14 protein-coding genes are annotated in these 12,480 nt (G+C 69.2%); 9 read left to right on the top strand and 5 right to left on the bottom strand.

What is annotated here, in order from left to right:
• Positions 1–82: 82 nt before the first annotated feature.
• The 5 genes from NGM07_RS14315 to yciH all read left to right on the top strand — a co-directional run bounded on the left by NGM07_RS14315 (position 83) and on the right by yciH (position 5,505).
• Entirely contained in the window at positions 83–538 is a 456-nt protein-coding gene (locus tag NGM07_RS14315; RefSeq protein WP_253520257.1) for a DUF7573 domain-containing protein, read from the top strand.
• A 284-nt stretch (positions 539–822) separates the two neighbouring features.
• Positions 823–1,812: an AAA family ATPase gene (locus NGM07_RS14310; protein WP_253512754.1), complete on the top strand. Its 990-nt coding sequence runs from the start codon at positions 823–825 to the stop codon at positions 1,810–1,812.
• A 1-nt stretch (position 1,813) separates the two neighbouring features.
• Positions 1,814–2,893 carry a DUF58 domain-containing protein gene (locus NGM07_RS14305; protein ID WP_253512752.1) on the top strand — a complete coding sequence of 360 codons (1,080 nt, stop codon included), beginning with the start codon at positions 1,814–1,816 and terminating at the stop codon, positions 2,891–2,893.
• Positions 2,890–5,157, top strand: coding sequence for a transglutaminase TgpA family protein (locus NGM07_RS14300; protein ID WP_253512751.1), 2,268 nt, complete (start codon positions 2,890–2,892; stop codon positions 5,155–5,157). Before NGM07_RS14305 ends, NGM07_RS14300 begins: the two co-directional genes overlap by 4 nt.
• Before the next feature lie 54 nt (positions 5,158–5,211).
• The gene (gene yciH / locus NGM07_RS14295) at positions 5,212–5,505 is read left to right on the top strand and encodes a stress response translation initiation inhibitor YciH (protein ID WP_253512749.1); all 294 of its coding nucleotides are present in this window, start codon (positions 5,212–5,214) and stop codon (positions 5,503–5,505) included.
• A gap of 82 nt (positions 5,506–5,587) precedes the next feature.
• Here the strand turns inward: yciH and NGM07_RS14290 are convergent, their stop codons facing one another.
• Together NGM07_RS14290 and NGM07_RS14285 are read right to left on the bottom strand one after the other, a co-directional pair.
• Positions 5,588–5,929: a hypothetical protein gene (locus NGM07_RS14290; RefSeq protein WP_253512747.1), complete on the bottom strand. Its 342-nt coding sequence runs from the start codon at positions 5,927–5,929 to the stop codon at positions 5,588–5,590.
• 102 nt (positions 5,930–6,031) lie between these two features.
• Positions 6,032–6,400, bottom strand: coding sequence for a rhodanese-like domain-containing protein (locus NGM07_RS14285; RefSeq protein WP_253512745.1), 369 nt, complete (start codon positions 6,398–6,400; stop codon positions 6,032–6,034).
• A gap of 333 nt (positions 6,401–6,733) precedes the next feature.
• On the opposite strand from NGM07_RS14285, the gene NGM07_RS14280 reads away from it, so the two are divergent.
• Positions 6,734–7,033 (top strand): DUF7562 family protein, encoded by a 300-nt coding sequence (locus NGM07_RS14280; RefSeq protein ID WP_253512743.1) that lies wholly within the window; start codon positions 6,734–6,736, stop codon positions 7,031–7,033.
• A gap of 154 nt (positions 7,034–7,187) precedes the next feature.
• Positions 7,188–8,474, top strand: a complete 1,287-nt coding sequence (locus tag NGM07_RS14275) for a ribonuclease catalytic domain-containing protein (RefSeq protein ID WP_253512741.1) — start codon at positions 7,188–7,190, stop codon at positions 8,472–8,474.
• Positions 8,475–8,752: 278 nt separating this feature from the next.
• Here the strand turns inward: NGM07_RS14275 and NGM07_RS14270 are convergent, their stop codons facing one another.
• Positions 8,753–9,250: a GNAT family N-acetyltransferase gene (locus tag NGM07_RS14270; protein ID WP_253512739.1), complete on the bottom strand. Its 498-nt coding sequence runs from the start codon at positions 9,248–9,250 to the stop codon at positions 8,753–8,755.
• A gap of 133 nt (positions 9,251–9,383) precedes the next feature.
• Here NGM07_RS14270 and NGM07_RS14265 point away from each other — a divergent pair, with 133 nt between their 5' ends.
• Positions 9,384–10,031: a uracil-DNA glycosylase gene (locus NGM07_RS14265; protein WP_253512737.1), complete on the top strand. Its 648-nt coding sequence runs from the start codon at positions 9,384–9,386 to the stop codon at positions 10,029–10,031.
• Between the two features lie 4 nt (positions 10,032–10,035).
• On the opposite strand, the gene NGM07_RS14260 is transcribed toward NGM07_RS14265, so the two are convergent.
• Positions 10,036–10,566 (bottom strand): NUDIX hydrolase, encoded by a 531-nt coding sequence (locus tag NGM07_RS14260; protein WP_253512735.1) that lies wholly within the window; start codon positions 10,564–10,566, stop codon positions 10,036–10,038.
• Positions 10,567–10,655: 89 nt separating this feature from the next.
• Here NGM07_RS14260 and NGM07_RS14255 point away from each other — a divergent pair, with 89 nt between their 5' ends.
• Positions 10,656–11,114, top strand: a complete 459-nt coding sequence (locus tag NGM07_RS14255) for a metal-dependent transcriptional regulator (RefSeq protein ID WP_253512733.1) — start codon at positions 10,656–10,658, stop codon at positions 11,112–11,114.
• A gap of 230 nt (positions 11,115–11,344) precedes the next feature.
• On the opposite strand, the gene NGM07_RS14250 is transcribed toward NGM07_RS14255, so the two are convergent.
• On the bottom strand, positions 11,345–12,355 hold the full coding sequence (locus NGM07_RS14250; RefSeq protein ID WP_253512731.1) for a histone deacetylase family protein: 1,011 nt from the start codon (positions 12,353–12,355) through the stop codon (positions 11,345–11,347).
• Between the last annotated feature and the right edge of the window lie 125 nt (positions 12,356–12,480).

Raw genomic sequence — 12,480 nt, 5'->3', positions numbered from 1 at the left:
ACCGCGCGACTCCCGGGTTCGACGGCCGACCGACTCGGCCCACTCCGCCACGCTTACGACGGGGGCATGCGTAGCGGTGGCCGTGCCAGAAGACGCCTCGCTCGATTCGTTCCTCCCGTCGGCCGAGGACGAAGACGGGAACGAAGACGACTCCGCGTCGGCGGCGTCCGTCGCGACGGACGCCGCCGACGCGGAGGGGACGGACGCCGAAGCGGGCGGGACCGTCGCCCCCAACGAAACCGACACCGCCGCGTCCGGCGAGACGGACACGGCGGAACTCAACGGCGAAACCGACGCCGAATCCGGCCCGGAAGACGGCGACGTCGAATCCGACGCGACCGACGGTGACGTCGAAACCGCCCCAAGCGACGCCTCGGACGGGACCGAGGCGTCGGCGGTCGAACCGGCGGTTTCAACCTACGGGTGGTCGCCCGCGGGCGGCGAGTGCGCCGCCTGCGGCGAAGCGGTCGAGCGGCGGTGGCGCGCCGACGGCGAGCGCGAGGGCGACCTCGTGTGCGAAGACTGCAAAGACTGGTGATTCTACCGGGAGCGCCGCGGGCCGGAGCATCGCCGACCGGCGAGGCGTGGCGCGTCGGTTCGACGCGGTGAGTCGGCGATAGCTCGACCCAACGCGCCGGTTTCGACGCGCACAACGCGTTTTCGAGGAGCGCGGTCGGAACCCCTCGTTCCGTCTGCGAGAAAACTGCGACAAAAGTTACAAGGGAGGGATAACTACGTACGGGCAACAGGCGTACCGACGGCGGTCGCGGTCGGCGCGGGTCGACCGTCGCCGCTCTCGCCCTCCAGCGCCACTCACGATACATGACGGAAGCCAATCCGAACGCGAAACCCCAGCCGCGTCGAACGGGAGCGTCGCCCGAACCCTTGTCGGTCGAAGAGGCCTCCGACCTCGCCTCGCGGGTCGTCGAGAACGTCGAACGGGTCATCGTCGGCCACCACGAGGCCACCGAACACATCGTCACCGCCATCCTGGCGCGCGGCCACCTCCTGCTGGAGGACGTGCCGGGGGTCGGCAAGACGATGCTCGCCCGCGCGCTCGCGAAGTCGGTCGACTGCACGTTCACCCGGGTCCAGTTCACCCCCGACCTGATGCCGACCGACGTGACCGGCGTCAACGTCTTCAACGAGCAGACCCGCGAGTTCGAGTTCCAGCCCGGCCCCATCTTCGGCAACGTCGTCCTCGCGGACGAGATCAACCGCGCGCCGCCGAAGACCCAGTCGGCGCTCCTGGAGGCGATGGAGGAGGCCACGGTCACCGTCGACGGCCAGACCCGCGAACTCGACCAGCCGTTCACCGTCATCGCCACCCAGAACGACGTCGAGGGCGACCGGACCTACGAACTCCCAATCGCCGAGATCGATCGCTTCTCCAAACAGCTCTCGCTTGGCTACCCCAGCCCGGAGGACGAGGCGGAGGTGCTCCGGCGCGTGGTGGGTCGCCACCCCATCGACGAACTCGAACCGGTGACGACCGCCGAGGACCTGCGGCGCGCCCGCGCAACCGTCTCCGAGGTCACCGCCGAGGCGGCCGTCCGAGAGTACGTCACCCGACTGGCGAACTACACCCGCGACCGGGCCGACCTCGGGGTCAGCCCGCGGGGGTCCATCGCCTTGCTCCGGGCCGCCCAGGCCCGCGCGGTGTTCGACGGCCGGGACTACGTCGTCCCCGACGACGTGCAGGCGGAGGCCGAAACCGTCCTCGGCCACCGGGTCCGGACCGGCGCGGAGACCGGCGGCCGCTCGGGTCGGGGCCTGATTCGGGAAGCGCTCGACGCCGTGCCGGTGGAGTGAGATGCTGACGCGACGCGGCTGGGCGCTCGTCGCGGTCGTGGTCGCCGCCGTGGCGATGGCCGCCCGGTTCAGCCCGCGGGCGTTGAACGCCGTCGTCGGTCCGGCGGTGGTCGCGCTGGTCGCTGCGGCCGTCCAGATGCGACGCGCCGCCCAGCCAGACCTGAAGCTCCGAGTGCCCGAGTACGGCTTCGCGGGCGAAACCGCGACCGTCTCGCTCGACTTCGACGCGCCGACGCCGCTCTCTGCGGTCGTGGCACTCGACGCCGCCGACGGCCTCGACGCGTCCGACGACCGGGTCGAGACGACCGTCGACTCGGGGACCGTCACCTTCGACGTGGACCTGCGCGAGCGCGGGGTCGGCCGAGTCGGGCCGGTCGAGGTCGTCGCCCAGGACGTGTTCGGCCTCTGGAAGCGGACCTACCGCTACCCCGTCGAGCGCGAGGTCGTCGTCTTCCCGCGGATTCGGCGACTCCGGGACGCCGGCGACCTCGCCGCGCTCCACCGGGAGTTCGGCCTGAACGGCCGCGAGCGCTTCGACCAGTTGCGCGAGTACGAGCGTGGCGACCCGCTCCGGGACGTCCACTGGAAGTCGAGCGCCAAGCGCCCCGACGCCGACCTCGTGGTGATGGAGTTCGAGGCCGACGAGGAGCGCCAGCGAATCGAACTCCTCGCGGAGGCCGACGAGGGCCGGGCCGACGACGTGGCCGAGGCGGCCGCGAGCGTCGCGACCTACCTGCTGGAGGCCGACCTCGCGGTCGGCCTGACGGTGCCCGGCGGCCGGGTCGAACCCGGCGCCGGCGACGAACATCTGACCGAGTTGCTGAGCGCGCTGGCTCGAACGTCGGCCGGAACCGTGGCGGGCGACCGGCGCGAGGACGCCGACGTGGTCGTCGCGGGGCCGAAGGACTCCGAGGAGGTCCGCGTCACCGTCGGCGAGCGGACCGTCACCTTCGGGCAGTTGTCCGGCGACGCCGACGCGACGCCGGGCGCGACCGCGGGCGACTCTGCAGAGTCCCCCGTAGCCGCAGGGAGCGGGGCCTGGGAGTCGGTCGCGACGGACGGCGGAGGTGACCGCCGATGAGCGCGCCGACCGAAACCGGCCGCGACTTCGAACTCGGCGGCGTGGCGGTGCCGTACCACTGGCTGGCGGTCGCCGCGACGCTCGTGCTGATGGCGACCTACGGGAGCATCCTCTACCACGTCACCGACATCGTGGGCGGGACCGCGACCCTGCTGGCGCTGGTCGCGGCGACGCTGGTCGCGGGGGCGCTGGTGGCGCGTCACCTCAAGGCCTACCAGGCCGGCCTGCTGGCGCTGGCGCTGCTTGCGGTCGGGCTCGTCGCCTACTACCTGGCGGTGCCCAGCGCCTACCTCGTCGCGCTCTCGACCGGGAAACTGCTGAGCGACAACCTCGCGCTACTGAGCGGGCTGTCGGTCCTCCGGATGACCGAGGTCGGCGCGTGGGCGCTCGGCGTCGCGCCCGCGCTGCTGTTCGGGCCGTGGTACTTCGTCCTCCGGCGGCGCTACGCGCTCGCGGTCACCGCCGGCGGGGCCGCGCTCTGCTTCTTCGTCCTGACGGGCGACGCGGGGAACGTCCTCACGCTCGTCGGCGCCCTGGCGGCCGCCGCGACGCTCGCGTTCGGCACGATGGCCCGGCGGGGCGGCACGTCGGCGCAGGTCGATACGGTCGCGGTCGTGCTGGTGGCGATGGTCGTGCTCGCCTCGACGGTGAGCCTCGTCCCCGGCGGGAGCGCGAGCCCGCTTCTGCCGGGGAGTTCGGGCGCGGGGACGCCGACCGTCCAGGGGAGCCTGCTGAACAACGACCAGCGGGTCAGCGTCGTCGGCTCGATTCGGCTGTCGCCGAAGGTCCGGTTCACCGTCGAGTCGAACGAACCCGGCTACTGGCGGGTCGGCGCCTACGACCGCTACGACGGCGGCGGCTGGATTCGAACCGGCGACGCGAGCGACTACACCGTCATGTCGGCGCCGGAAGGTCGAACGAAGCGCGTCGAGCAGACGGTGACCGTGAAGGCGAAACGGCTGGGCGCCATGCCGGCGGCGTGGAAGCCCACCCGGTTGACCGCCGGGGACCGCGACAACACCCGCCGGACCTCGCTGGGCGCGCTCGTCCCCGTCGGGGCGCTCCGAGAGGGCGAGCAGTACACCGTCGTCAGTCGCGTACCGGACCCGACCCGGCGGACGCTCCGGCGGGCCGGCACCGACTACCCGGCCGAAATCCGGAGCCGCTACCTCCAGTTGCCCGAGAGTTCGGCCGACCACATCCAGCAGAAGACAAACGAAATCGTCGCCGGAAACCGGACCCCCTACGCCAAGGCCAAGGCGGTCGAGAAGTGGCTGGAGTCGAACAAGCGCTACTCGCTCGACGTCCAGCGCCCGCAGGGCGACATCGCCGAGAAGTTCATCTTCGACATGGAGAAGGGCTACTGCACCTACTACGCCTCCGCGATGGTGACGATGCTCCGCTCGCAGGGAGTTCCCGCGCGGTTCGTCGTCGGCTACACGTCGGGCCAGCGGGTCGCCGAGGACGAGTGGGTCGTCCGCGGCCTCGACTCCCACGCCTGGGTCGAGGTGTACTTCCCGGACGTCGGCTGGGTGGCGTTCGACCCGACGCCCGCCGGTCCGCGCCAGAGCAGAGAGGGCACCCAGGTCACGCAGGCCCGCGCGAGCAACGTCTCGAACGTCGACGCCGCCGGGAGCGAGCAGGGGACGTGGACGCCCACGCCCACCGAGACGACCACGACCGACGGGAACGAAACCTCGACCGCACCGAACGGGACGACCGTCACCTCCGGGCCCGGCGTCGGAACCGTCGACCCCAATCGACTCGGCCCCGGGTTGGGCGATTCGTACAACGGCACCGTCGGAACGATCACGACCGCGGCCAACGGGACCGCCGGCGAGGGCGGCGGCTTCGGAATCGGCGACGTTCCGTTCTGGCCGCCCACGCGCGAGCAGGCCGCGTTCGGCGGCCTGCTCCTGGTCGGCCTGTTCGCGGCCGCCCGGCGGAGCGGCCTCGCCGAGCGCACCCAGCGGGCGGTCTGGCTCCGGTGGCAACCCCGCAGGGACCCCGAAACCGACGTCGAGCGGGCGTTCGACCGACTCGAACACCTGCTGGCGGCGGAGTACCGCGAGCGCCGACCCGGCGAGACGCCGCGGGAGTACCTGTCGGCCATCGAGGGCCTCGACGAGCGGGCGCGCCGGGTCGGCGAACTCCACGAGCGAGCGCGCTACGCCGGCCGGGCCGACGAGGGAGTCGCCGACGAGGCGGTTTCGCTCGTCGACGACCTCGTAACCGAGCGACAGGGCCTCCTCTCGGGGCGGTGAACCCACCGAGTTCCCGACAATGTTTAATACGTTGATTTCGTAGCCCTAGCCGTAATGTCGGAAGTGTGCTCGACGTGCGGGCTGCCTCAGGAGCTCTGCGTCTGCGAGGACGTAGCTAAAGAATCCCAGCAGATTAACATCCGCATCGACGAGCGACGCTACGGTAAGGAAGTAACGATCATCGAAGGATTCGACCCCAAGGACGTCGATCTCGACAGCCTGTCCTCGGACCTCAAGTCGAAGTTCGCGTGCGGCGGCACCGTCGAAAAAGGCCAGATAGAGCTCCAGGGCAACCACACCGGGCGCGTCGAGGATTTCCTACGTGACCGTGGCTTCAACGTAGCCTGACCGACCCCCTCGGTTCTGTCTCGTTTCTACGTCGGGAGTGGCGACGCTCTCGCGAATCTCCGATTTCTCGACACCGCGACTCTCAGACCCGGTTGACCCGGACGTAGCGTATCGCCCTTACCAGCAGCGCCGCGAACACGGTGGCCGCCAGCGTCCCGACGGCGACGCCGGCGAGCACGAGGACGAGGAACCGGACCGAGAGCACCCGCACCGCCCACGCCGGGTAGATCCGCGCGAGCCAGTAGATGCAGACGAGGATGCACCCGACGAGGACGAGCGCGCTCGAACTCCGGGCGCGCCAGTCGGCGTCGGGGTCGCGCCAGACGAGCCACCCCACCGCGCTAACACCGTAGAGGACGAACAGTACGCCGGTAATCAGGTACCAGTAGGGAACGAGCGACCCTCGGGCTAGCGGAGGCGACACGGGAGCCGTAACGCTCGCGGAGGTAATTTTACTACCGATTCGAGGCCGGTCGCGGCCGGGTCGTTCCGGCGGCGGCGGTGGCCGTCCCGGCGAGAGGCGGATTCAAAACGGACTGTCGGGCGCGGCGTCGTCGCCGACCTCGGCGTCGTCACCGTCGGTTTCGAGGTCGTACTCCCAGGCGTCGAGGCCGCCGGCCATGCTCTCGACGCGGGCGTCGTCCGGAATCCCCTCGTAGGAGGCGACGAGTCGCGCCGCCTGCACGCTCGATTTTCCGTGCGGGCAGACGGTGACGACGCGCTCGGCACCGTCGAGCGAGTCGATGTCCCGCGAGAGGGCGTGGAACGGGATGTTCTCGCTGCCGGGGATGCGGCCGCGTTCGAACTGCTGGCGGGGACGGATGTCCACCACGCGGACGTCCTCGTCGGCCTCCAGGAGGTCGTTGAGAGCTTCGGGAGAGATTTCGCCGTCCATCGAGACGACGTTGGGCGTCGTTCCGGATAAGCCCCGCGGTCGAATCGACCTGCTCCGCCGCGGACGCACCGCTGGCACCGCCCTCTCGACGCCGCATCTCCCGGAAACGCGACGCCGATAGAACCGACTCGCTGGCCGACGCCGCGCCCGCAGGCCTGCGGGCGCGGCGTCGGCGACTGCGACGGCGGCGAGCGCGTCACCGGCGCCCGTTCGGGGCGTGACGAGAAGGACGACCGGAGGGGGTAAGCCGAGATTACTTTCACAATAGCATTCTTCGAATATATTTGGCGACTGTCCAAAAAGAGCAAGTAACGGTAGGCCCTCTGTAGGGGTATGTGGGGTTCCCGGAGGCGCCGGGGGAGCGATTCGGTCGACTGCATCGCCTGCGGCGAGACCGTCCGCCGCTCCGACGCCAGAGAGTACGACAAAGAGGGAGACAGGTGGGACCGAGAGGGAAAGCAGTTCGAGTACCTCTGTAAGGGCTGTCACGACGACCTCTGTCACCAGAAACGAGACGAACTCGAAGACCTGCTGGTCGACATCGACGCCGGCACCCTCACGGAAACCGAGTTCCTCGACCGATATCGGCACGCGGTCGAAGAGCGATACGACTCGGTCGACCACGAGGGGTGAGTCGCGGGCGGTAAGCGGCGGTTACTCGCATCCCGACGCGGGGGCGAACGACGGCCACCTCGATGCACCGGACGCCGAGCGTCGCCTCGAACCGTCGCGCTGCCGCTCGGGCGGTCCCGACACGTCTAACTACTCCCCGACGTAATTCCGTGTCATGACCAGCGACGCGCAGGCCGAGGCCGGAACCGCCGAAGGCCAGGGCCCCGTCGAGATTTCCCCTGAACTGGCAGAGCGACTCGAAGCACGGCGCGAGGAGCTGTTCGAGAAGTTCGAGATACGCGACGAGTTCCCGCAGGCGGTGATGACCGAGGCCGAGAAGCGCACCGAGGACATCCAGCAGGAGATTCAGGACGAGGTCGACGAGCGCCGGGACCTCCGGGACATGACGACGTGGACGACCGACCCGATCGACGCCCAGGACTTCGACGACGCCATTTCCATCGAGGAGCGCGACGACGAGTACGTCCTCTGGGTCCACATCGCCGACGTGACCCACTACGTCAACCCCGAGACGAACATGTGGGAGGAGGCGGTCGAGCGGGCCAACACCGTCTACCTGCCGGCCTACACCATCCACATGCTCCCGCCGATGCTGGCCGAGACGGTCTGTTCGCTGGTCCCGAACGAGGACCGACTCGCCCACACCGTCGAGATGCACCTCGATAAGGAGCACTTGGGCTACGAAGACATCGAGATATACAAGTCGGTCATCAACAGCGACGAGCGACTCACCTACTCGCAGGCCGAGAACCGCATCGACGACGAGGACGCGCCGCTCCACGAGGAGAACAAACTCGCGTTCGAGGTCGCCGACCGGATGCACGAACAGCGCAAGGAGGAGGGGAGCCTCGTGCTAAACCCCCGGCGTGACCGCGCCCACACCATCATCGAGGAGTGCATGCTGAAGGCGAACAAGGCCGTCACGCACACCCTCATGTGGGACCGCGGGGTCGAGGCGATGTACCGGGTCCATCCCCAGCCGACGCCCGACGAGTGGAGCGAGGCCCTCCAGGAGATTCAAGACCTGGACGGCGTCTCCATCCCCGGCGACGCGTGGGACGACCCCCGGAAGGCGGTCAACGCAACGCTGGAGGAGGCCCCGGCTCGCCAGCTCGACAAGATCCAGTGGGCCGTGATGAAGGTGATGCCCCGGGCGCGGTACATGAACGACCCGTTCGGCGGCCACCACGCGCTCAACTTCGAGATATACGGCCACTTCACCAGCCCCATCCGGCGACTGTCCGACCTCATCAACCACTGGATCGTCTACACCAACGACGTGCCCGAGGACCTCGTGGCGCTGTGCGACCGCGCCAGCGACAAGCAGGCCGACGCCGAGGCCTGCGAGCGCGAGTACAAGCAGTACCTCCAAGAGGTCGGTCTCGACCCGAACGCGGTCAACAACCGCGGCATCGAGGTCGTCGAGGAAGACGAAGACTGAGTTTCGGACGGAATCTCTTTTCGTCGGAGTGCGTTTCGCCGACCGACAGTAGCGACAGTCTACCCCACCGACGGTAACAACGGAACGACCAACCCCCCGAAGGCGCTCGACTCTACAGTCCACCGGGCGGGACTGAAAGGGGCCGGGGGCTTTCGAAGCGTTCCCGTTAGCTGTCGTTGCGGTCGTCGTTGGAGAGCGGTCGGGGGCTTTCGGGACGGTCTCCGCGACGGTGTTGTCGTTCATCAGACCGTCCCGAAAGCCCATATTCGAAGATTAAATCACAACTCCTTCTCCCGGACGTAGTCGTCGAACGTCGCGCCGAACAGTTCCTGTTCGCGCTCCTCGACCACCGCGTAGCCGTGCTTCTCGTAGAAAGCGTTGCCAACCTCGTTGTCGGCCACGACGGCCAACCGGAGGCGGTCGACCTCCTGCTCGCGGAGCCAGCGCTCGATTCGTTCGAGCAGGACGGTGCCGACGCCCTCGCCCCAGCGGTGGGGTGCGACGTAGATACGGGCGAGGTCGGCCGGTTCGTCCGCCTCGCCGAGGACGGCCTGCGCGAATCCGACCACTTCGCCGTCTGCCGACGCGACCAGGAAGCGGCCGTCCTCCCGTTGCGTCGACGCCGCGAGTGTTTCGGGGTCGTACCACTCGGCAATCGCGCGTTCGACCGCCGCCGCGCCGAGCGCGTCCTCGTGGGCGGCGTGCCAGGCATCGCGGGCGACCCGGTGGACGGCGTCTGCGTCCGCCGGCGTCGCCTCCCGGACGTCGAACTCCATGTCGGCTACGTGGTCGGTAGTTGATAAAAGCGTTCGGTGACCGCGGGAACCGTTCGCGCGGTAGGGGTCGGTCGCCGACCGACCCCTACCGCGGAAACGTGCAATTCAGGGTCGCGGGACGCCAACCTCGTCCATGACCGAGTTTCCGGACCGCGACTCGCGGAACGTCCTCGAATCGGGGTGTGCGCGGTGTCCCGTCCTGGTCAAGTCGCGCGAGTGCATCTCGTGGGGTGTCGGGTCGCTCAACGCCGACGTGGTTGTGGTCGGCGAAGCGCCAGCATACGGGAATCCCGAGGCCGACCGCTGGCAGGGTGGCAACTGGACCGGCATGGCCTACACTTCCAGGCACTCCGGTCGACAGGTCCGGGACCTCTTCTCGGATGCCGGGTTCACGCCCGAAGAACTGTACTTCACGAACGCGGTGAAGTGCTTCCCACGGGCCGAGGGTGACGACTCCAAGAACGAGGACGAGTACCCCACCAACCGCGAACCGACCGCCGAGGAGCGCCGCAACTGCCGCGACCACCTCGCGACCGAAATCGACGAAATCGGCCCGGCCGTGGTGGCGACGACCGGCAAGCATGCCACCCTTGCGGTGCTCGGCGAGTTGCCGGGCGGCTTCCTCGATTCGGTGCTCGGACCCCGCGAATCTCCGGAGTTCGAGACGACCGTCCTGCCGCTGTTGCACCCCTCCTACCAGAACGTCTGGCTCCCGCGCATCGGCTACACCCGCGAGGAGTACGTCGACGCGATTCGCGACCGAATCGCGGCCGCGCGCTGACCGCTCAGAGCAGGCCCTCCTCCTCGGCCAGCAACAGCGCCTCGATGGTCGCGTCGTTGGCCGGGTCCTCGCGGGCCGCCGCGAGCGCCTCGTCGACCGGGAGGCTCCGGACCCGGAGGAACTCGTTGTCGTCGAGGTCCCGTTCGACGGGGGTCAGCCCCTCGGCGAAGACGATGCCGCGCTCGTGGCGGAGCACACCGGTCGAGCAGTAGAAATCTTCAAGCAAGCTCACGCCCGCCGCCTCGAAGCCCGTCTCCTCGCGGAGTTCCCGGGTGCCGGCCTGAGTGTAGGACTCGCCGTCCTCGACGATGCCCGCGGGACACTCCAGGCACGTCTCGCCGATGACCGGCCGGTACTGTTCGACGAAGACGACCCGGTCGTCCTCCACCGCGAGGACCACCACCGCGGGCGGGAGTTCGGCCCAGTAGTACTTCTTCGTCGAACCGTCGGGCTGTTCGACCAGGTCGTAGCCGCCGGTGTACCACCCCGTCTCGTACTCCGCGACCGACTCGATGACGCGCCAGTCGTCGTCCATACGACCGCTCGGGTCGGAGCGGTGGTAAATCGTGTGGCTCTCGCGCGCAGGAAAAATTTACGTCGCCGCGGGCCGACTGCCCGCCTACCATGAGCGAGGTTTCGGCGAGCGTCGGGCGGTACCTCCGGGCCGTCCACCTGTTGAGCGCCGGCGGCGAGCGGCGGGCCGGCACGGGCGAACTCGCCGCCGCGCTGGACGTGAGCCCCGCCAGCGTCACCGAGATGCTCGCCACGCTGGAGGAGCGCGGGTTCGCGACTTACGAGAAGTACGAGGGCGTCTCGCTCACCGACGACGGCGAGGAAACCGCCCGAAAGCTCCTCTGGCGCCACTGCGTCGCCGAGAACTTCCTCGAAGACGACCTGGGCCTCGACGCCGCGACGCTGGAGGAGGGCGACGGCGACCCGCGCACCATCGGCCACACGCTCTCGGAGGAGACGGTCCACCGACTCCGGGAGTACGTCGGCCACCCCTGCGACGGGGCGTGCAGCGCGCCCCAGGAGGAGTACGGTGCCTGCTCGGACGATGTCCGCGAGAAGACCGGCGAATAGCCTTCTGTCACTTACTGCAGGATAGGCGTGGGGCGGGACGGCGACGCGAACACCAAATCCAACAGTGACCGCAATCGCGTCCGCGACTGCGGCCGCCACTCGCACGATGCAGGTGAGAACAGCACCCACCGCACAGCACCGCGCCCCGACCCTCCCCGTTCGGGGTCTGCGACCCCTCGCGCATCCTCCGGTCGGTGCGTCGACCGGACTCGGCGTAAAATTAGCGCACCTCAGTCGAAAATCGGGTGGCTCGTCCGAGTCTCCTCGATTAGTTCGCGGACGTCCTCGTTGGCCTCGTCGTCGGGGACCACGGGCTTGCGACCGTCGAACGTCTCGTGGACCTCCGCGACGCTCTCGGCCAGCGTGTCGAGTCCGTAGCCGCCTTCGAGGACGAACCCCAGCGCGGCGTCGGTTCGCTCCGCGACGTCGCGGACCCGCGCGGTGAGCATGCCGTACCCCTCCGAGGAAACCCGCATCCGGGAGATGGGGTCGTGGCGGTGGGCGTCGAAGCCCGCGCTGATGAGCAACAGGTCCGGGTCGAACGCCTCGAACGCGGGTGCGACGAGGTCGTCGACCGCGTCACGGTACTCGGGGTCGCCCGCGCCCGCGGGCAAGGGGACGTTCAGCGTCGTCGCCTCGCCGGCGCCCTCGCCGGACTCTTCGACCTCGCCGGTGCCGGGGTAGAGGCCGTCCTCGTGGAGCGAGGCGTAGAAGACGTCGTCGACGTCGTAGAATATCTCCTGGGTGCCGTTACCGTGGTGGACGTCCCAGTCCAGAATCGCCACGCACTCCGCGTCTCGTTCGCGGATGGCCGCCCTGGCCGCCACCGCGACGTTGTTGAAGAAGCAAAAGCCCATGGCGTCGTCCGAGAGGGCGTGGTGGCCCGGCGGCCGACCGACCGAGAACGGCGTCTCGCGACCGTCGTCGCCGTCGAGCGCCGACAGGGCCGCCCAGCGGGCCAGCCCCGCCGACTGGAGCGCGGCGTCCCAGGTCGCTTCGACCGCCACCGTGTCGGGGTCCCAGTTGCCGCCGCCGCTCTCGCAGAACTCCCGGAACTCCTCGACGTAGTCGGCGTCGTGGACCGCCTCCACCACCTCGGCGGAGGCCGAGTCGGCGTCGACGTACTCGACGCCGTGTCTCCGGGCCAGTCCCTCGCGGATGGCCCGCAGGCGGTCGGGGTTCTCCGGGTGGCGCTCGCCCGTATCGTGTGCCAGACACTCGTCGCTGTAGCCGAAGTTCATCGTTGGTTACGTCCGTCGTCCGCCGAGCGACGGCGGGCCGCGGCAGTCGGTAGCACGTCTATCAACTACACCGCCCCAGTGGAATTTAACGGCTTCGCTCCGCGAACCGTTCGCCGACGTCGCAC

The sequence above is a fragment of the Halorussus vallis genome, from assembly GCF_024138165.1.
GTDB classification, from domain to species: Archaea; Halobacteriota; Halobacteria; order Halobacteriales; family Haladaptataceae; genus Halorussus; species Halorussus vallis.
This window is presented reverse-complemented; position numbering and strand designations above follow the sequence as displayed.